Origin of the sequence: Stenotrophomonas sp. Sm10, assembly GCF_030985515.1 — a bacterium.
GTDB lineage: Bacteria > Pseudomonadota > Gammaproteobacteria > Xanthomonadales > Xanthomonadaceae > Stenotrophomonas > Stenotrophomonas hibiscicola.
This window is the reverse complement of the sequence record NZ_JAPTFO010000031.1, coordinates 1-18,929: the sequence shown is the minus strand read 5'-3', so window position 1 is coordinate 18,929 and position 18,929 is coordinate 1. Positions and strand designations below refer to the sequence as shown.

Sequence of the window (18,929 nt, the reverse complement as noted above, 5' to 3'; positions counted from 1 at the left end):
ATGACCAAGAATGAACTGTTCGAACGCATCGTCAGCATCCTGACCGACAGCTTCGAGATCGAAACGGCCCGGATCACCCCGGAAGCCCGCCTGTACGACGACCTGGACATCGACAGCATCGATGCGGTGGACCTGATCGTGCAGCTCAAGCCGCTGCTCGGCCGCAACCTGCAGCCGGAAGCGTTCAAGGCCGTGCGTACCGTGCAGGACATCGTCGATGTGGTGCACAGGCTGCTGCCGGACCAGGCAGCCGCCTGACCGCAGCGCCGACGGCTCCACCATGGCACGCGCACGTACCGTCGTGGTGGCTGCGATCTCGCTGGCCTACCCGGTACTGGTGTACCTGGCGATGGGTCGCTTCGAGCCACGCTGGCTGTCGCTGCTGCTGTTCACCCTGGCCCTGCTGCGCGCGCTGAGTTCGCGCCAGCCGCTGTGGTGGGCCGCAGCGGCGGGCACCGGCCTGCTGGCGGTACTGGCTACCGTGCTCAACCAGGCCCTGCCACTGAAGCTGTACCCGGCGCTGGTCAATGCGGTGATGCTGGCAGTGTTCGGCACCAGCCTGCGCTTCGGGCCACCGCTGGTGGAGCGCCTGGCGCGGATGCAGGAGCCGGACCTGCCCCCGTTCGCGGTGGCGTATACCCGACGCGTCACCCAGGTGTGGTGCGGGTTTTTCGTTCTCAACGGTAGCCTGGCCCTGCTGACCGCGCTGTACGCGTCGGACCGGGTCTGGATGCTCTACAACGGATTGTTGGCGTACGTGATGATGGGCGTGTTGTTCGCAGGTGAGTGGCTGGTGCGGCGGCGGGTGAAGGCGGCGCACGTGCATGGCTGAGTGGATTGCCCTGGACCGGCTGCTGCTGGAGGCGCGGCCGCAGCGCAATGTTGGCGTCTGCGATGGCGAGGTGATCGACCACGCCCGCTTCCGCCAGCGCGTGCTGGGCTGGCGCGCCGCCTTTGCGGCGGCCGAAGGCCGCGACTGGGCCCTGTACTTCGATGACGCCGTGGCCTTCGCGGCGGCGCTGTTCGGTGCCTGGCATGCCGGCAAGCGGGTGTTCCTGGCGGCCGACAACCTGCCGGCCACGCTGCAGGCACTGCAGCCGCAGGTGAGCGGTTTCGCGGGTGATGTCAGCGCCGACTACCACCCGCTGGCGGCACTGGACATCACGGTGGACGATGAACTGCAGGCGCTGGACGAGCGCGCCTGCGAGCTGTGCGTGTTCACCTCCGGCAGCACCGGCCAGCCCAGTGCGATCGGCAAGCGCCTGGACCAGCTGGCGCGCGAGGTGGAGGCGCTGCAGGCCGCGTTCGGCGCGCAGATGGAGAGCGTGCAGGTCCATGGCACGGTATCCCACCAGCACATCTACGGCCTGCTGTTCCGCGTGCTGTGGCCGTTGGCCGCCGGCCGCCTGATCCATCCACGCCGGTTCTTCCATGAAGACCTGGTGGGTGCGCTGGCCGGTACCGACACGGTGCTGGTGGCGACGCCAGCCCACCTCAAGCGCCTGCCCGAGCAGCTGGACTGGGCCAGCCTGCATGGCCGCCTGCGCGCGGTGTTCTCCTCCGGCGGCCCGCTGCCGGAAGAAGCCGCACGCCAGGTGCGGCAGTGGCTGGGTGTGGCGCCGACCGAGGTTTACGGCAGCAGCGAAACCGGTGGCATCGCCTGGCGCCGCTGGGACACCGAGCTGCCACCGTGGCAACCGTTGCCGGGCGTGCAGTGGCGCATCGAGGATGGCTGCCTGGCCGTCGCCTCGGCGCATCTGGAAACCCTCGACTGGTGGCGTACCCAGGACCGCGTGGAAGCGTTGGCCGATGGCCGGTTCCGCCTGCTGGGCCGGGCCGATCGCATCGTCAAGATCGAAGAACGCCGCGTCTCGCTGGATGCACTGGAGCGCGCGCTGCGCGAAGACGCCGAAGTGGACGACGCGCGCGTGCTGGTCCTGCCCGGCCAGCGCGAGCAGCTGGCGGCCGTGGTGGTACCGGCTGACCGGGCGCTGCTGGCGGGTGGTGACACCGCGCGCCGCGCCCTGGGCCAGCGCCTTGGCGCGCGCCTGGCGCACGCGCATGACGCAGTGACCCGGCCGCGCCGTTGGCGCCTGGTGCAGGCGCTGCCGATCAATGCGCAGGGCAAGGTAACCCAGGCGGCGCTGGCAGCGCTGTTCCAGCCACTGATGCCGGTGCCGGTCTGGGACCGCCGCGACGCCGCCAGCGCCACCCTGCGCATGACCCTGGACCCGACGCTGCGGCCGTTCCAGGGCCACTTCCCCCAGGCAGCGATCCTGCCCGGCGTGGCGCAGCTGGATTGGGCGGTGCGTTTCGGCCGCCAGGTGTTCGCAATGCCGGCAGCGTTTCTGCGCATGGATGCGGTGAAGTTCCAGCATGTGGCCCGCCCCGGCGATGAGCTGACCCTGCAGCTGGACTGGGATGCCGCACGCAGCGCGCTGGCCTTCCGTTACACCTCCAGCCATGGTGTGCATGCCAGCGGCAAAGTGGTCTTCGCCGATGCGGACTGATCCGGCCGTTGCCGGTGCCGCATTCGCGCCACTGGTGGTGATTCCCGTCTACGACCACGAGCACGCCATCGCGGCGGTGCTCGACGGCGTGCAGGCCGCGGGACTGCCCTGCCTGCTGGTCGACGATGGTTCGCACGATGGGTGCGCGGCGGTGCTGCGCGCGCTGGCACAACGCCAGGGTGTCGACCTGCTGCGCCTGGACGTGAACCAGGGCAAGGGCGGGGCAATGCTGGCCGGTTTCGCCGAGGCCGGCGCGCGAGGCTACAGCCACGTGCTGCAGATCGATGCCGACGGCCAGCATGATACGGCTGACCTGCCACGCTTCATCGAAGCCGCGCGCCTGCACCCGGGTGCAGTGATCTGTGGCATTCCGGCCTACGACGCCAGTGTTCCCAAGGCGCGCCTGTACGGTCGCTACGCCACCCACATCTGGGTCTGGATCAACACGCTGTCGCTGCACCTGCGCGACACCATGTGCGGCTTACGCGTGTATCCACTGCCGCCGGTGCTGCGCCTGATCGGTGAAGAGACCATCGGCCGGCGCATGGATTTCGATACCGAAATAATGGTGCGCCTGTACTGGCGCGGGCTGCCGGTCGAGCACCTGGCCACGCGCGTGACCTATCCTGCCGATGGCGTGTCGCACTTCGATGTGTGGCGCGACAACGTGCGCATCAGCCGCATGCATGCCCGTCTGTTCTTCGGCATGCTCTGGCGCGCGCCGCGCCTGCTGTGGCGCCGCCTGCGGGGGCAGCGCTGAGATGACGGCCGCGCAGGGCGCCCCACACTGGGCCGACATCGGCGAATCCACCTCGGTGGCCGGCGTGCTGTTCCTGTGCTGGGTGCACCGCTGGTTCGGGCGCTGGCCGTTCCGCCTGTGCGTGTGGCCGGTGGTGGCCTGCCATTGGCTGGGCAACCGTGTGGGGCGACAGGCCTCGATGCAGTACCTGCAGCGGCTGCAGGCGCACAGCGGCGTGCTCGGCCACGCGCCGAAACGGCGTGACAGCCTGCGCCACTTCTTTACCTTCGCCGACACGATGCTGGACAAGATCCTCGGCCTGGGCGGGCGCTACCCGGCCGAACGCATCCACCTGCACCGCGACCTGGTGCTGCAGAAGATCGCGCGCCGCGAGGGCGGGCTGATCCTCACCGCGCACATCGGCTGCCTGGAGCTGTGCCAGGTGCTGGCCGAGCAGGTGCCGGGATTCCGCATCACCGTGCTGGTGCATACCGCACACGCGCAGCGCTTCAACCGTCTGCTGCAGCGGCTGGACCCGCTGGCGGCGGTGGAACTGGTGCAGGTGACCGAAATGGGGCCGGCCACGGCGGTGATGCTGGCCGAGCGCGTTGCGGCGGGGGGCTTCGTTGCCATCGTCGGCGACCGCACGCCGGTACAGGGTGGCCGCAGCGTCACCGCCGATTTCCTGGGCCACCGCGCGCCGTTCCCGATCGGCGCCTATGTGCTCGCCGCCGCGCTGGGCTGCCCGGTCTACACCATGGCCTGCCTGCACCAGGGCGACGGCTATCGGGTGGCATTCGAACAGTTCGCCGAACGCATCGTGCTGCCGCGTGGCTCGCGCGACGCCGCGCTGGCCGAACAGGCACAGCGCTTCGCGCGCTGGCTGGAACTGCAGGTCATCCAGTCCCCGTTGGACTGGTTCAATTTCTTCCCCTTCTGGGATCAGGCTCCGCATGACGACTGACGCCGTACCCGTGTGCCGCTTTGGCGATGCACCGTTGACCATCGAAGACGTGGTTGCCCTGGCCCAGCGCCAGTGTGAGGCCGCACTGAGCGACGCGCCGGCATTCCGCGCGCACATCCAGCGCGGCGCCGACTTCCTCGACCGCCTGCTGCGCGAGGACGGCGTGATCTACGGTGTAACCACCGGCTATGGCGACTCGTGCACGGTGAACATCCCGCCGGCACTGGTGGCTGAACTGCCGCACCACCTGTACACCTACCATGGCTGCGGCCTGGGCCGTTACCTGGACCCGGTCGAGACCCGTGCGGTGCTGGCTGCGCGCCTGGCGTCGCTGGTGCGCGGCATGTCCGGTGTCAGCCTGCCGCTGCTGGAAGGCCTGGCCACGCTGCTGCAGCACGACGTGCTGCCGATGATTCCGGCCGAAGGCTCGGTCGGTGCCAGTGGCGACCTGACCCCGCTGTCGTACGTGGCGGCAGTGCTGTGCGGCGAACGCGAGGTGCTGCACGAGCGCCGCGTGCAGCCGGCGGCCGAGGTGCTGGCGAAGATCGGCATGACCCCGCTGAAACTGCGGCCGAAGGAAGGCCTGGCGATCATGAACGGCACCGCGGTGATGACCGGCCTGGCCTGCCTGGCCTGGCAGCGCGCCGATTACCTGGCCCGCATGGCCACGCGCCTGACCGCGTTCAACGTGCTGGCCAGCGACGGCAACGCGCACCACTTCGACGAAACCCTGTTCGCGGCCAAGCCGCACCCGGGCCAGGGCCGCATCGCCGCGCGCCTGCGCAGCGACCTGCACAGCGAACGCCCGCCGCGCAATGAACAGCGCCTGCAGGACCGTTACTCATTGCGCTGCGCGCCGCACGTGATCGGCGTGCTGGAAGACAGCCTGCCGTTCCTGCGCCAGCTGATCGAAACCGAGCTGAACAGCGCCAACGACAACCCGCTGATCGATGCCGATGGCGAGCGGATCCTGCACGGCGGCCACTTCTACGGCGGCCACATCGCGCTGGCGATGGACACCCTGAAGAACACCGTGGCCAACGTTGCCGATCTGCTCGACCGGCAGCTGGCGCTGGTGGTCGATGCCCGCTACAACCATGGCCTTCCGGCCAACCTGTCGGCGGCCACCGGCCCGCGCGCGGCCATCAACCATGGCCTGAAGGCGCTGCAGATCAGCGTTTCGGCCTGGACCGCCGAAGCGCTGAAGCAGACCATGCCGGCCAGCGTGTTCTCGCGCTCCACCGAGTGCCACAACCAGGACAAGGTCAGCATGGGCACCATTGCCGCGCGCGACTGCCTGCGCGTGATCGAGCTGACCGAGCAGGTGGTGGCCGCGATGCTGATCGCTGCCCGCCAGGGCCTGGCGCTGCGCGAACGGGTTGGCCTGAATGCGCAGCTGCATGGCAGTCTGGCCGACATGTACGCCGACCTGGGGCAGCGCATCGCCCTGGTCGAAGAAGACCGCGCGCTGGATCGCGAACTGCGGGAACTGCTGGTGGAGATCCGCGCGCAACGTTGGGAGCTGTACGCCGGTGAATGAGGCCATCGAACGGGTTGGCGAAATCGCGTTGACCCCTGCCTTCCATGACTGCGATCCGATGAACGTGGTCTGGCATGGCAACTACTTCAAGTACTTCGAGATCGCGCGCTGCGCGCTGCTCGGGCGCTACAACTACGACTATCCGCAGATGCTGGAATCGGGCTACCTGTGGCCGGTGGTCGATGCGCGGGTGAAGTACGTGCGGCCGCTGCTGTTCAACCAGGCCCTGCGCGTGGTCGCGCGCATCGTGGAATGGGAGAACCGGCTGAAGATTGAGTATGAAATCCTCGATGCGGAAAGCGGCCAGGTGCTGACCCGCGCGATGACCATCCAGGTCGCGGTGGACGCGGCCAGCAAGGAAATGCTGTACCAGTGCCCGCCGGTACTGTGGGAACGCCTGGGAGTGCCTGCACCGTGAACACCCTTGTCCGTCTTTCCAGCGCGCTGCTGTGCGCGCTGATCTTCGTTGCCGCACCGCAGGTGCAGGCGGCCGACCCCGCCATTGATGCGATCACCCAGGCGGTGGCGCGGCCGGACGTGCTGCGTGGCCAGTTCAGCCAGGAAAAGCAGGTCAGCGGCTTCAGGAACCCGCTGCGCTCGCAGGGCCAGTTCGTGGTCGCGCGCCAGCATGGCGTGATCTGGACCACGCTCAAGCCGTTCCCCTCCGAAGTGGTGGTCACCGCCGACCGCATCCTCAGCCGCCAGCGCGATGGCAGCACCCGTGTCGAGCTCGATGCACGGCAGCAGCCGGCGATGCGTTCGGTGAACGCGATCATGTTCGCGCTGATGAGTGGCGACGTGCAGGCGCTGTCCGGCCAGTTCAACGTGGCGGCCAGCCGTGAAGGGCAGGGCTGGCGGCTGCGGCTGACGCCGAAGTCGGCGATGCTGGCCAAGGCCTTCCAGTCGCTGACCCTGCAGGGCGACCGCTACGTGCGCCAGGTCGAGATCGTCGAGGCCAACAAGGACCGCACGCAGATCCAGTTCAGCGCGTTGAGCGAGGCCCCGGCTACGCTCAGCGCCGACGAGGCCCGCCGTTTTGAGTGAGGCCGTGGCATCGAACGCACCGGACCGCCTGCGGCGCTGGTGGCACTGGCTGGGCATCGCCTGGCTGGTGTTGCTGCTGGCGCTGGGCGCACAGCAGTGGCAGCTGTGGAGCCAGCAATCGCGGATCGACACCGACATCCTCGCGCTGCTGCCGCAGGATGCGCATGACCGCCTGTTGAGCGATGTCACCCGGCGCATCGCCGATGGCAGTTCACGGCAGGTGGTGGTGCTGCTCGGCAGCCAGGACAGTGCCGCCGCCAAGCGCGCGCAGTCCGCGTTCGCTGCGGCCATGGCCAAGGACGCCGATCACGCGTTGCTGGTGCCCAGTGGTTCCATCGAGGGCTGGTTCGATGAGGCGCGCGCGTTCTATGCGCCGTACCGTGACCGGCTGCTGACGCCGGCCCAGCGCGAGCAGTTGAAGGGCAGCGAGCCGGGCGCGCTGGCGGAGCAGGCGTTGGCTGCGCTGTACGGTCCGATGGGCGCCCCACGCCTGACCGATTGGCGCCAGGACCCGCTGTCGCTGTGGCCGCAATGGTGGCAGCAGCAGGCGCAGGGCTCGGGGTTGCGGCTGGGCGATGACGGCCTGCTCGAAGCCGAGGGCAGGCATTGGGCCGTGCTGCAGTTCGATACACCTGGTTCGGCATTCCAGCTTGACGGCGAACGCCATCTCGATGGCCTGCTGGAACGCGCCGGAAAGGCGGCCAAGGCCGTAGCACCGGAGCTGGAGATCCTGCACGCCGGCGTGCCGCTGCATGCCGAGGCAGCCGCAGTGCAGGCCAACCGTGAGATCAACACGATCGGCTGGGGCTCGCTGGCCGCGGTGCTGCTGCTGGTGTGGCTGGCGTTCCGTTCGCTGCGCCCGATCCTGCTGGTCGCCGCGTCATTGCTGATCGGCTGCGGCGTGGCACTGGCGGTGACCGTGCTGGTGTTTGGCAAGGTGCACGTGCTGACCCTGGTGTTCGGTGCATCGCTGGTGGGTGTGGCCGAGGATTACGGCATCCACTGGTTCGCCTCGCGCCAGGCCGAGCCGGCCGATCGTCGCTGGAAGCTGCTGCGGCACCTGCTGCCCGGCCTGTGGCTGGCCCTGCTGACCAGCGCGCTGGCCTACCTGGCACTGGGCCTGGCCCCGTTCCCGGGCCTGCGCCAGATGGCGCTGTTCTCGGTGGTCGGCCTGGCGGCTGCTTTCCTCACGGTGATCTTCTGGTTCCCGTGGCTCGATGGCGGCGAGATCCGCCAGACCCGGTTCTCGCAGTGGCTGGGCAATACGCTGGAACGTTTCCCGCGCCTGCATGGCCGTCGCGCGGTGACGATGTTCGTGGTGATCACGCTGGCACTGTCTGCGATCGGCATCGCACGCCTGCACAGCAACGACGACCTGCGCAGCCTGCAGTCATCACCGCCAGCGTTGATGGCGCAGCAGATCCGCCTGAGCCAGCTGCTGGGCATGCCCAGCCCGGCGCAGTTCTACCTGGTGCAGGGCGCGGATGCTGCGCAGCTGCTGCAGCGCGAGGAAGCACTGACCGAGCGCCTGCGTGTACTGGCCAACGACAAGCGCATTGGTGGCTATCGCGCGATCAGCGATTGGCTGCCGTCGCCGGCACGCCAGCAGGCCGATGCCGCGCTGACCGCGAAGGTGGAACCTGGCGTGCTGTCGGCCGTGTCCGAGGCGGTGGGAGAGCCGCTGCAGCGTCCGCAGTTCGCCGCAGCGCCGCTCACCGCCGAAGCCTTCCTGGCCTCGCCGGCCTCGCAGCCGTTCAGCCACCTGTGGGTGGGTGAAGTCGGTGGGCAGATGATCAGCGTGGTGATGGTCGACGACCTGTCGCGCGCCGATGCCCTGGCCACGCTGGAAGGTGCCGCCGAGGGCCTGCCCGGCGTGCGCTGGGTGGATCGCACCGCCGACTTCTCGCAGCTGCTGGGCCACTACCGCAAGCTGATGGGCGGGCTGCTGCTGGTCGGCATCGTACTGGTGTTCGGCGCGCTGTGGCTGCGCTACCGCCGCCAGGCCTGGCGCGTGTTCGCGCCGACCCTGATTGCCGGCGCATTGACCCTGGGCCTGCTTGGCCTGTTCGGCCAGCCGCTGCAGCTGTTCAACGTGCTGGCACTGATGCTGCTGCTGGGCATGGGCATCGACTACGGCATTTTCCTGATCGAGCACCGCGGCGATGCCAGCGCCTGGCTGGCGGTGTGCGTGGGCGCGGCCAGCACCTGGCTGTCGTTCGGCCTGCTGGGCCTGTCGCAGACCCCGGCGTTGCGCGCGTTCGGCCTGACCCTGCTGTTCGGCATCGGCCTGGTCTGGCTGATCTCGCCGCTGTTCCGTCCGCCGCCGCACGATCTGCCGCCGGCCTGAGCCTGTTTTCCGACTTCCTTCTTTCCACTTGATCGAGCAACAAGGACGCACCGATGAACACTGCTGTGGATGCTGTCGAACGTACTGAAATCCTGATCATCGGCGCGGGCCCGGCCGGTTCGGTGGCTGCGGCGATGCTGCGCCAGCAGGGCCGCCAGGTGCTGATGCTGGAACGCCAGCAGTTCCCACGCTTCTCCATCGGCGAAAGCCTGCTGCCGCAGAGCATGGAGTACATCGAGGCGGCCGGCCTGCTGCAGGATGTGGTCGAGGCGGGCTTCCAGTACAAGAACGGTGCCGCCTTCGTGCACGGCGAAGCGCGCACTGCATTCGACTTCAGGAAGAAGTTCTCGCCGGGTTGGGGCACCACCTACCAGGTGCAGCGCGCCGACTTCGACAACGTGCTGGCACGCGGTGCCGAGCGCATGGGCACCACGCTGCGCTTCGGCGACGAAGTGCTTGCTGTCGAGCCGGGCGAGCAACCGGCGGTGACGGTGCGCCGCCCGGACGGCAGTGAATACCGCATCGAGGCCGATTTCATCCTCGATGCCTCCGGCTTCGCGCGCCTGCTGCCGCGGCTGCTGCAGCTGGAGTCGCCGTCCAACTTCCCGGTGCGCGGCGCGATCTTCTGCCACGTGCGCGACAACATTCCGGCCGAAGCGGACTTCGACCGCAACAAGATCCTGATCACCACCCATCCCGAGCACATCGACGTCTGGTACTGGACGATCCCGTTCTCCAACGGCTGCTGTTCGCTGGGCGTGGTCGCCGAGCCGTCGTTCTTCGAGCGCTACGAGGGCGACGACCTGCAGAAGCTGCAGGCCATCGTCGGCGAGGACCCCAACCTGACCGGGCTGCTGGCCAACGCCGAATGGGCGGTGCTGCCGGTGCGCCGCATCACCGGCTACTCGGCCAACGTCAGTTCGCTGTGGGGGCCCGGCTACGCGTTGCTGGGCAACGCCGGCGAGTTCCTCGATCCGGTGTTCTCCTCGGGCGTGACCATTGCCTTCAAGTCCGCGCAGCTGGCCAGTGAATGCCTCAAGCGCCGCTATGCCGGCCAGGCCGTGGACTGGGAGGCTGAGTTCTCCATTCCGCTGCGTGCCGGCGTGAAGACCTTCCGGCGCTTCGTCGAAAGCTGGTACGACGGCGGTTTCCAGAAGATCATCTACCACCCGCAGCAGCAGCCCGAAGTGCGCGACATGATCAGCTCCATCCTGGCCGGCTACGCCTGGGACACCAACAACCCGTATGTGGCCGACGAAAGCGGCCGTCGCATGCGCGTGCTGGAGGAACTGTGCAGCGCCTGATCTTCCGTACTGCGGCCCTGCTGCTGTGCCTGCTGCTGGCCGCCTGTGCCGGGCGCATGCCCAAGCCACAGGTGGAACTGCCGCCGCTGCGCCTGTCGCCGGCCAGCCTGCCGGCGCCGCTGGCGCTGCAGCAGCAGCTGCACTTCCGTTTCGGCAGCCATGAGCGCGACCTCGATGCGCTGCTGGAAGCCGATGCACAGCGGGTGCAGCTGGCGGTGCAGGCGATGGGCCAGACCGGCGTGCGCCTGCAGTGGGACGGCCAGCAGCTGACCCAGCAGCGTGCGCCGTGGTTGCCGCCGCAGGTGCGTGCCGAGCGTGTGCTGGATGACCTGCAGTTCGCGCTGTGGCCGACCGCGGCCATCGCCGCAGCGCTGCCGGCCGGCTGGGAGGTCATCGACGACGGCCACCAGCGCAGCTTGTCGCGCGACGGCACGGTGTGGCTGCTGCTGCAGCGCCTGGACGATGGCAGCATGCAGCTGGACAACCGCGCCGAAGGCTATGCGCTGCGCATCGAATCAATCGACATGGCCGGGCAGGACCGATGAGTGCACCGATCTACCTGAACGACCTGGGCATGGTCTGCGCGCTTGGCGAGGACCGTGCCACAGTGGCGTCGGCGCTGTTCGCCGATGTACCGGGCGGGCTCAGCACCAACGACAGCCTGATGCCGGGGCGCACCCTGGCGCTGGGAGAAGTACGCACGCCGCTGCCGAAGCTGGAAGACCTGCCGGTGGCCCTGCGTGGGCGCAACAACGCCCTGCTGGACGTGGCACTGGCGCAGATCGCTCCGGCGGTGAGCGCAGCCATTGCCCGCCATGGCGCCGAGCGCGTAGCGGTGGTGTTGGGCACCAGCACCTCGGGCATCGGTGAATCCGAGCAGGCCTTGCGCACCCATGCCGAGCAGGGCCAGTGGCCGCCAGGGTTCGATTACGCCCGGCAGGAAATGGGTACCGCCGCGCAGTTCGTGCGCCAGCGCAGTGGCGCGCTGGGACCGGCGTGGACCCTGTCCACGGCGTGTTCGTCCAGCGCCAAGGCATTGATGTCGGCCGCGCGCATGCTGCGCGCCGGCATCGTCGACGCCGTGATCGCAGGCGGCGCGGACTCCCTGTGCCGCTTCACCGTGGCTGGCTTCAGCGCGCTGGAATCGGTCTCGGCCCAACGCTGCAATCCGTTCTCGCAGCATCGTACTGGTATCAACATCGGCGAGGGTGCCGCGCTGTTCCTGCTCACCCGCGAGCCCGGCCCGGTATGCCTGGCGGGGTGGGGCGAATCGGCCGACGCGCACCACATGTCCGCTCCCGACCCGCAGGGGCTGGGTGCCATCGACGCGCTGCAGCAGGCACTGCTGCGCGCAGGCTGGGGCGCCGACGAAGTGGATTACGTGAACCTGCATGGCACCGCCACCGGCCACAACGATGCGATGGAAAGCCTGGCGGTCTCGCAGGTGCTGGGCAACAGCGTGCCAGCCAGTTCGACCAAGCCGCTGACCGGGCACACGCTGGGTGCCTCGGGTGCCATCGAGGCGGCGCTGTGCTGGATCGTGCTGGCCGAGAACCCGCAGCAGCAGCTGCCGCCGCACTGGTGGGACGGCGTGGCCGACCCGGCACTGCCTGTGCTGCCGCTGGTCGCACCGGGCACGCGCCTTGCGCAGCCACCGCGGCGGGTGCTGAGCAATTCGTTCGCCTTCGGCGGCAGCAACGCCGTGCTGGCACTGGAGCGTCGATGAACACGCTGTATGCAATCGAAGAGGTGGTGCCGCACCGCCAGGACATGTGCCTGCTGCAGCGCATCACGCATTGGGACCAGGACACCCTCGAGGCCGAACTGGTGGTGCCCGAGGCCGGCCTGTTCGTGGAGAACGGCGAAGTGCCGGCGTGGGTCGGCATCGAATACATGGCGCAGGCCATCGCGGCCTGGGCCGGCTGCCGCGCGCGTGCGGCCGGCAAGCCGCCGCAGCTGGGCTTCCTGCTCGGCAGCCGCCGCTACAGCAGCGCGCGCAGCAGCTTCCCCGCCGGTTCGCGGCTGCGCGTACAGGCGCGCTGCGAGCTGTTGGGTGACAATGGATTGGGGATGTTCGCCTGCCGCATCCTGGCAGGTGAGGACGAATGGGCGACAGCCAACGTGTCGGTGTACGAACCGGCCGACGCGATGGCTTATCTGGAGAGTGGACAGGCATGACAGGGAATCGAAGCGTGCTGGTGACCGGCGCCAGCCGGGGCATCGGCCGGGCCATTGCGCTGCGCATCGCGCGCGATGGCTTCGACGTGGTGGTGCATTGCCGCAGCCGCCTGGAAGAGGCACAGGCCGTGGAGGCTGAGATCCAGGCACTGGGCCAGCAGGCCCGCGTGCTGGTGTTCGACGTGGCCGACCGCGAGGCCGCGAGGGCCGCGCTGGAAGCCGATGTCGAGGCACATGGCGCGTATTACGGCGTGGTCTGCAATGCCGGCATCGCCCGTGACGGCGCCTTCCCGGCGCTGTCGGAGGACGATTGGGACCAGGTCATCCACACCAACCTGGATGGCTTCTACAACGTGCTGCATCCGCTGATCATGCCGATGGTACGGCGGCGCAGGCCGGGCCGCATCGTCACCCTGTCGTCGGTATCCGGGTTGGCCGGCAACCGCGGCCAGGTCAACTACAGTGCTGCCAAGGCCGGCATCATCGGTGCCACCAAGGCGCTGGCGCTGGAACTGGCCAGCCGCCAGATCACCGTCAACTGCGTGGCTCCGGGCCTGATCGAAACCGAAATGCTCAACGATGAAGTGGTTGAACACGCGCTCAAGCTGATTCCCGCCGGCCGCGTCGGCCGTCCCGACGAAGTGGCGGCCACGGTGGCGTTCCTGCTGTCCGAGCCGGCCGGCTACATCACCCGCCAGGTGATCTCGGTGAACGGAGGCATGCTCTGATGGCCGCCAATCGTCGCGTGGTGGTCACCGGTGCCGCCGCCATCAGTCCGCTCGGCCACGATTGGCCGACCATCGAGGCACACCTGCGCAGCTGCCGCAATGCGGTGCGTGCGATGCCCGAGTGGGATGTGTATGCCGGGCTGAACACCAAGCTGGCGGCGCCGGCGCAGGATTTCGCGCTGCCGCCCAACTACAACCGCAAGACCACCCGCTCGATGGGCAAGGTCGCGATCATGTCGGTGCGCGCCACTGAGGTGGCACTGCGTGAAGCCGGCCTGCACGAGCATCCGGTGCTGCGCAGCGGCCGTACCGGCGTGGCCTATGGTTCCTCGTCGGGCAGCCATGAGGCCACCGGTGAATTCGGGCGCATGCTCAACGAGTTCACCACCGATGGCATCAGTGCCACCACCTACCTGAAGATGATGAGCCACACCGCGCCGGTCAACATCGGCGTGTTCTTCGGCCTGTCCGGGCGCGTGTACACCACGTCCAGTGCCTGTACCTCGGGCAGCCAGGGCGTGGGTGCGGCCTATGAAGCCATCCGCAGCGGCAAGCAGACGGTGATGGTGGCCGGCGGTGCCGAGCAGCTCGATGCCACCGCTGCGGCGGTGTTCGACACGCTGTTCGCCACCAGCGTGCGCAACGACGCGCCGCAGACCACGCCACGCCCATTCGATGCCGGCCGCGATGGCCTGGTGCTGGGCGAGGGCGCCTGCACGCTGATCCTGGAGGACCTGGAACACGCGCAGGCGCGCGGCGCCACCATCCTGGCCGAGGTGGTCGGCTACGGCACCAACAGCGATGGCCAGCACGTCACCCAGCCCAGTGCCGACACCATGGCCCAGGCCATGCGCCTGGCATTGGAGGACGCCGGCCTGGACCCGGCGCAGATCGACTACGTCAACGCCCATGGCACCGCCACCGACCACGGCGACATCGCCGAGACCCAGGCCACCGCACAGGTGTTCGGCAGCCGCGTGCCGATCAGCTCGCTGAAGAGCTACGTCGGCCACATGCTGGGTGCCTGTGGCGCGTTCGAGGCCTGGCTGAGCATCGAGATGATGCGCACCGGCTGGTTCGCGCCGACCCTGAACCTGGCCGAGGTCGATCCGCGCTGTGGCCAGCTCGACTTCATCACCGGGCAGGGCCGCGAACTGCAGGCCGAGTACGTGATGAGCAACAACTTCGCCTTCGGCGGCATCAACACCTCGCTGGTGTTCCGCCGCTGGCGCGAGTGAACCACCGTCCCACCGCACTGTTTCCGCTACCCACCCGCACCCCTGACAAGGAGAAGTTTCGATGCGCCGCACTCTCATGATCGCCACTGCCACCGCGCTGCTGGCCCTGACCTCCACCGCCTCTGCCCGCGACACGCGTGTCGAACAGTCCCTGCAGGAACTGGTCAATTCGCAGGCCGCCAAGGACGCTGGCATCGACGGCAGCGTGCGCTTCTATCTGGCCGGCCAGCCGGTCAGCGTGCAGCAGCGCCTGGGCGAAGACGTGACCAACAAGAAGACCAACGCCGCCAACAAGAGCGATGCCGAGGCCTGCCGCTGGGTTGCGTTGTCGGCACTGCGCGCGCTGCAGGACGGTGCCAAGTCGCGCGGCGCCAACGCCGTGGTCGACATCGTCAGCTATTACAAGAAGAACGAGTTCAAGAGCAGCACCAACTACGAGTGCTACGCCGGTGCCATCCTCGCGGGTGTCGCGCTGAAGGGCACCTACGCCAAGGTCAAGTAAGCGCCCGTGTGGTGGCAGCCGTGGCTGAACGACGCCGCCACATTGCTGAACCTCGCCGGGGAAACGCCGTCGATCACGCCGCCAACGTCGGCTGACGGCTTTCCCCGGTGTCGGCTTTCCGACACAATCATGGCTCTTCCCGGGTTATCGTCCCGCGGACATGCACGCCTACGTCTATAAAAGCCAACTCAAGCCGGACACCTACGTCTACGTTCCCCGTCGCGATGATTTCAGCGCGCTGCCCGCGCCGCTGCTCACCTCGCTGGGGACGCTCGCCTTCGTCCTGGAGGTGGCCCTGGATGCCCAGCGCCGCCTGGCGCAGGCTGACCCGGAAAAGGTCCGCAGCGAAATGAGCGAGCGCGGGTTCTACCTGCAGGTGCCGCCGTCGGTGGCCAGCCTGATGCCGCGCCACTATGACTGACGCCTCCCGTCCGCGCCTTGTGTCAATTGCCTTCGCCGCGGGCGCGGTGCTGGCGCTGGGCGCCGCCGTGGGCGGCTTCCCGGGTGCCGTCCTGGCCGCACTGGCGCAGCCAGCGTTCGCGCTGGCGATCTCATGGTGGCGTCGCAGCCGCGCGCTGCTGCCGCTGAAGGTGGTCGCTCGCCAGGACCTGCCGGCGCTGCTGGCGTTGTGGACGGCCGCGCCGCTGCTGCTGGCGCTGTTGCTGGCTTGGCCGCTGGCGGCGCTGCGCGACAGCGGCAGCCTTGCGGCGGTGCTGGGCCTGAGCGTGCTGGTCAGTGCCGGCCTGCTCGCCGCCTGGCGCACCTGGCCGTTGTGGAACGATGTCGAACGCCTCGACGGCAGCCTGGCCCAGCACTGGCAGGCGCTGGCGGGGCGTGACCTGGGCGCCTGGCGCGGCCTCGGTGTGGCCGCGCTGGTGATCGCGCTGGCCGCGCTGGTGGTGCTGCCGGCCTGGCCGGGGCTGCTGCCGGAAAGCGCACACTGGCCCGCCGCGCTGGCGGTGGTGCTGCTGTCTCCCGTGCTGCACCTGCTGCTGCAGCGGGTGGCGCCGGCACCGCTGGTGTCGCTGCGCGCAGGCCCACTGGCCACGGCCAGCGACGAGCGCGAACCGATGTTCTCCGCTGCGGTCGAAACCACGCCGCTGGAGGCGATGGCGCCGCAGGAGCTGACCCCGGCGCTGTATGAAGCCGCCCGCCATGGCCGCATCGACCGGGGCCTGCAACTGCTGCAGGCCGGTGCCGATCCGTATGCGCTGCCGGACCCGAACTGGCGCGACCAGCGCAGCCTGGCGGTGCTGGCAGCGGTGCTGCCGGACCTGCGCCTGCTGCGCGAGCTGATCGCCCGCGGCGTCGATGTGAACGCACCGCACCGGGGCATGACCCCGCTGCTGGCCGCCACCCGTGACAGCTGGCATGGCCGCCCCGAGGCGGTGATGACCCTGCTCGCCAACGGTGCCGACTCGCGTGCCACCGACAGCGATGGCAACACGCCGCTGCACCATGCCGCGCGCAGTTCCGACCCGGGTGTGGCGGCGCTGCTGCGCGATGCCGCCGCCGAAGTCGATGCGTTGAACAACGAGGGCTGGTCGCCGCTGGCCGTGGCCTGCCAGGTCGGCAACTGGCGCCTGGCCCGTTTCCTGCTCGAACGCGGTGCACGCTGCGAACCGGCCGATGGCACCCCGGTGCTGCTGGCCGCCGCCGCCACCGAGGACGACGATCCGGCGGGCGTGCAGCTGCTGCTCAAGCACAAGGCGCGGGCCGACGCGCGTGATCGCCAGCGTCGCAGCGCGCTGCATGAAGCGGCGCTGGCCGGTCACGTCGAGATCATCGGCGTGCTGCTGGCTGCCGGCGCCAATCTGGAAGCGCGCGATGCGCTGGGCCGTACGCCGTGGCTGGAAGCGGCCCGTGCCGGTCGCGCCGCCGTGATCGAGCACCTGCTGCCGCACAAGCCGGACCTGGTCGCGGTGGACGGCGAAGGCCGCAATGCGGTGCAGCTGGCGGCGATGGCCGAGGATGTCTCGCCGCTGCTGATCAAGCGCCTGGTCGAACTGGGCATCGCGGCCGATGCCACCGATCCGGTCGGCCGCCGTGCGGTGGACTACGCCGCCGAAGCCGGCCGCTGGGCGATCGTGGCTCTGCTGGACCCGTCCTATCCATTGCCGGCTGCGGTCAGCGATGGACTGGCCGAGCGTGGCGAAGCCGCCGGCGCAAGTGGCCTGCTGCCCGACCGCCCGCCGCTGACCCTGCTGCGCGAAGCGCTGGGCTTCGGCAACACCGAAGGCATGGCCGCGCTGGCCAAGCTGTGCCAGCCGGAAGAGCTGGGTGGCCTGCTGCTCGATCCGGAGCTGGCGCTGGAGCCGCGTGCGGTCGATTGGCTGCTGGCCCACGGTGCCGATCCATACGTGCGTGACGCCTGTTCCGACACGCCGATGTTCGCTCTACTATCGCGTGGCATCGACGCGGTGCCGGCGCTGCAGGTCATGCTGCAGCGTGGCCTGTCGCCGACCGGCCGCGGCGGCCTGGCGCGCTTCCTGGCTGCCTGCGCACAACACGACCAGGCCGCCCGTGGCCTGGAACAGCTGGCACTGGAACTGCTGGAACGTGGCGCCGATCCGTTCGCCGCCTCGCCGGCCGGCGATCCGCCGCTGTCGCTCGCGGTGCGCCTGGGCTGGCTGCGCCTGCAGCAGGCCCTGCTCAAGGCCGGTGTCGATCGTGAAGCGCGCGACAGCCACGGCATGACCGCATTGCACCTGGCCACCGCGTTGGCCCGCGAAGGCGCACTGAAGCTGCTGGTGCAGCACGGTGCCTCGCCGGAAGCCCGCGCCGCCGACGGCCAGACGCCGTTGGGCGTGGCGCTGTCGATCGGTCGCCGTGATCTGGCCGACTGGCTGGACTGGCGGGTGTGGCCGTTGCCGCGCCGTACCCTGCGCGAGGCCGATCTGCCGGCTGCTGCAATGGCAGGTGATGTGGATGCGGTGCGGCGCCTGATCGATCTGGGTTTCGCCGTCGATGCGGTCGACGCACAGGGCTGCACCGCACTGCTGCGTGCAGCCGGTGGCGGCCACCTGGCGGTGACCGACCTGCTGCTGGCGCGCGGCGCCGATCCGCAGCACGCCGCGGCCAGTGGCGCGACGCCGCTGTCGGCGGCGGTCAGCATGCGCCAGGTGGACATCGTTTCGGCCCTGCTCGATGCCGGCGCCAAGCTGGAACATCGCCTGCCGGGCGGGGTGACCGTGCTGATGCTGGCCTCGGCGCTGGGTCTGCCGGACATCGTCGCGCGCCTGCTCACTGCCGGTGCCGACGTGCATGCCGGTGACGCGCAGCAGCTGGGCCCGCTGCACTGTGCCGCGCTGTACGGTTTCAGTGCCCGCGACCGCTCGCGCCTGCTGGCCCTGCTCGACACCCTGCTGTTGGCGGGCGCCGAGCCGGACCAGGCCGCCGCCGGTTCGGTCACGCCCCTGCTGCTGCTGCTGGGCGCACGCGCCGAGCCGGGTACCGCCTGCGACGAGCAGGTGGTGATGGCGGCGGTAGAGCGCCTGCTGGATGAGGACGTGAGCCTGGACGTGCGTGATCCGCGCGGCTTCGGCCCGTTGCATTTGGCCGCGCTGCATGGCCTGCCGCTGCTGGTGCAGCGCCTGCTGCGCGCGGGGGCGGATCCGGAAGCACGCGACAGCCTCAACCGCAGCCCGCGCGAGATCGCCGTGATGCGCGGCTTCATCGACGTGGCCGGTGAGTTCGAACCGCGCGTGCCGGGCGTTTCGTCGATGGCGCGGTTCCTGCGCGACAACGGCTGATCGCTGGAAAACGGTAGTGCCGGCCGCTGGCCGGCTACCTCATGACATCTCCGGGAACACGGGATTGCCGGCCAGCGGCCGGC

18 protein-coding genes are annotated in these 18,929 nt (G+C 69.3%); all 18 read left to right on the top strand.

What is annotated here, in order from left to right:
- Positions 1 to 258: an acyl carrier protein gene (locus tag O0J15_RS10790; protein ID WP_006402206.1), complete on the top strand. Its 258-nt coding sequence runs from the start codon at positions 1 to 3 to the stop codon at positions 256 to 258.
- Positions 259 to 280: 22 nt separating this feature from the next.
- Positions 281 to 832, top strand: a complete 552-nt coding sequence (locus O0J15_RS10785) for a hypothetical protein (protein WP_155030336.1) — start codon at positions 281 to 283, stop codon at positions 830 to 832.
- Positions 825 to 2,510: an AMP-binding protein gene (locus O0J15_RS10780; protein ID WP_308305631.1), complete on the top strand. Its 1,686-nt coding sequence runs from the start codon at positions 825 to 827 to the stop codon at positions 2,508 to 2,510. The genes O0J15_RS10785 and O0J15_RS10780 overlap by 8 nt, the downstream gene beginning before the upstream one ends.
- Complete coding sequence (locus O0J15_RS10775) at positions 2,500 to 3,270, top strand: glycosyltransferase family 2 protein (RefSeq protein ID WP_308305630.1); 771 nt, start codon at positions 2,500 to 2,502, stop codon at positions 3,268 to 3,270. Before O0J15_RS10780 ends, O0J15_RS10775 begins: the two co-directional genes overlap by 11 nt.
- Before the next feature lies 1 nt (position 3,271).
- On the top strand, positions 3,272 to 4,213 hold the full coding sequence (locus tag O0J15_RS10770) for an acyltransferase (protein ID WP_134735289.1): 942 nt from the start codon (positions 3,272 to 3,274) through the stop codon (positions 4,211 to 4,213).
- Positions 4,203 to 5,753: a histidine ammonia-lyase gene (gene hutH / locus O0J15_RS10765; RefSeq protein WP_058979158.1), complete on the top strand. Its 1,551-nt coding sequence runs from the start codon at positions 4,203 to 4,205 to the stop codon at positions 5,751 to 5,753. Before O0J15_RS10770 ends, hutH begins: the two co-directional genes overlap by 11 nt.
- Positions 5,746 to 6,171 carry a thioesterase family protein gene (locus O0J15_RS10760; RefSeq protein WP_111102292.1) on the top strand — a complete coding sequence of 142 codons (426 nt, stop codon included), beginning with the start codon at positions 5,746 to 5,748 and terminating at the stop codon, positions 6,169 to 6,171. The genes hutH and O0J15_RS10760 overlap by 8 nt, the downstream gene beginning before the upstream one ends.
- Positions 6,168 to 6,797, top strand: coding sequence for an outer membrane lipoprotein carrier protein LolA (locus tag O0J15_RS10755; RefSeq protein WP_134735288.1), 630 nt, complete (start codon positions 6,168 to 6,170; stop codon positions 6,795 to 6,797). Before O0J15_RS10760 ends, O0J15_RS10755 begins: the two co-directional genes overlap by 4 nt.
- Positions 6,790 to 9,144: an MMPL family transporter gene (locus O0J15_RS10750; protein ID WP_308305629.1), complete on the top strand. Its 2,355-nt coding sequence runs from the start codon at positions 6,790 to 6,792 to the stop codon at positions 9,142 to 9,144. Before O0J15_RS10755 ends, O0J15_RS10750 begins: the two co-directional genes overlap by 8 nt.
- Before the next feature lie 53 nt (positions 9,145 to 9,197).
- Entirely contained in the window at positions 9,198 to 10,448 is a 1,251-nt protein-coding gene (locus O0J15_RS10745; protein WP_308305628.1) for an NAD(P)/FAD-dependent oxidoreductase, read from the top strand.
- Positions 10,436 to 10,993, top strand: a complete 558-nt coding sequence (locus O0J15_RS10740; RefSeq protein ID WP_019661706.1) for a DUF3261 domain-containing protein — start codon at positions 10,436 to 10,438, stop codon at positions 10,991 to 10,993. Before O0J15_RS10745 ends, O0J15_RS10740 begins: the two co-directional genes overlap by 13 nt.
- Positions 10,990 to 12,174, top strand: coding sequence for a beta-ketoacyl-[acyl-carrier-protein] synthase family protein (locus O0J15_RS10735; RefSeq protein ID WP_308305627.1), 1,185 nt, complete (start codon positions 10,990 to 10,992; stop codon positions 12,172 to 12,174). The genes O0J15_RS10740 and O0J15_RS10735 overlap by 4 nt, the downstream gene beginning before the upstream one ends.
- On the top strand, positions 12,171 to 12,626 hold the full coding sequence (locus O0J15_RS10730) for a hypothetical protein (RefSeq protein ID WP_134732095.1): 456 nt from the start codon (positions 12,171 to 12,173) through the stop codon (positions 12,624 to 12,626). The genes O0J15_RS10735 and O0J15_RS10730 overlap by 4 nt, the downstream gene beginning before the upstream one ends.
- The gene (locus tag O0J15_RS10725) at positions 12,623 to 13,354 is read left to right on the top strand and encodes a 3-ketoacyl-ACP reductase FabG2 (RefSeq protein WP_049454155.1); all 732 of its coding nucleotides are present in this window, start codon (positions 12,623 to 12,625) and stop codon (positions 13,352 to 13,354) included. Before O0J15_RS10730 ends, O0J15_RS10725 begins: the two co-directional genes overlap by 4 nt.
- Entirely contained in the window at positions 13,354 to 14,592 is a 1,239-nt protein-coding gene (locus O0J15_RS10720) for a beta-ketoacyl-ACP synthase (RefSeq protein WP_019661702.1), read from the top strand. Before O0J15_RS10725 ends, O0J15_RS10720 begins: the two co-directional genes overlap by 1 nt.
- A 61-nt stretch (positions 14,593 to 14,653) precedes the next feature.
- A complete protein-coding gene (locus tag O0J15_RS10715; protein WP_005420284.1) occupies positions 14,654 to 15,094 on the top strand; it encodes a hypothetical protein in 441 nt (146 codons plus the stop codon).
- A 160-nt stretch (positions 15,095 to 15,254) separates the two neighbouring features.
- Positions 15,255 to 15,515, top strand: a complete 261-nt coding sequence (locus O0J15_RS10710) for a YcgL domain-containing protein (protein WP_014648833.1) — start codon at positions 15,255 to 15,257, stop codon at positions 15,513 to 15,515.
- Complete coding sequence (locus O0J15_RS10705; protein WP_164145030.1) at positions 15,508 to 18,846, top strand: ankyrin repeat domain-containing protein; 3,339 nt, start codon at positions 15,508 to 15,510, stop codon at positions 18,844 to 18,846. Before O0J15_RS10710 ends, O0J15_RS10705 begins: the two co-directional genes overlap by 8 nt.
- Positions 18,847 to 18,929 lie beyond the last annotated feature (83 nt).

Coding starts and splice junctions, on each gene's coding strand:
- O0J15_RS10790 (WP_006402206.1), top strand. CDS start 1: ATGACCAAGAATGAACTGTTCGAACGCATCGTCAGCATCCTGACCGAC.
- O0J15_RS10785 (WP_155030336.1), top strand. CDS start 281: ATGGCACGCGCACGTACCGTCGTGGTGGCTGCGATCTCGCTGGCCTAC.
- O0J15_RS10780 (WP_308305631.1), top strand. CDS start 825: ATGGCTGAGTGGATTGCCCTGGACCGGCTGCTGCTGGAGGCGCGGCCG.
- O0J15_RS10775 (WP_308305630.1), top strand. CDS start 2,500: ATGCGGACTGATCCGGCCGTTGCCGGTGCCGCATTCGCGCCACTGGTG.
- O0J15_RS10770 (WP_134735289.1), top strand. CDS start 3,272: ATGACGGCCGCGCAGGGCGCCCCACACTGGGCCGACATCGGCGAATCC.
- hutH (WP_058979158.1), top strand. CDS start 4,203: ATGACGACTGACGCCGTACCCGTGTGCCGCTTTGGCGATGCACCGTTG.
- O0J15_RS10745 (WP_308305628.1), top strand. CDS start 9,198: ATGAACACTGCTGTGGATGCTGTCGAACGTACTGAAATCCTGATCATC.
- O0J15_RS10735 (WP_308305627.1), top strand. CDS start 10,990: ATGAGTGCACCGATCTACCTGAACGACCTGGGCATGGTCTGCGCGCTT.
- O0J15_RS10730 (WP_134732095.1), top strand. CDS start 12,171: ATGAACACGCTGTATGCAATCGAAGAGGTGGTGCCGCACCGCCAGGAC.
- O0J15_RS10725 (WP_049454155.1), top strand. CDS start 12,623: ATGACAGGGAATCGAAGCGTGCTGGTGACCGGCGCCAGCCGGGGCATC.
- O0J15_RS10720 (WP_019661702.1), top strand. CDS start 13,354: ATGGCCGCCAATCGTCGCGTGGTGGTCACCGGTGCCGCCGCCATCAGT.
- O0J15_RS10715 (WP_005420284.1), top strand. CDS start 14,654: ATGCGCCGCACTCTCATGATCGCCACTGCCACCGCGCTGCTGGCCCTG.
- O0J15_RS10710 (WP_014648833.1), top strand. CDS start 15,255: ATGCACGCCTACGTCTATAAAAGCCAACTCAAGCCGGACACCTACGTC.
- O0J15_RS10705 (WP_164145030.1), top strand. CDS start 15,508: ATGACTGACGCCTCCCGTCCGCGCCTTGTGTCAATTGCCTTCGCCGCG.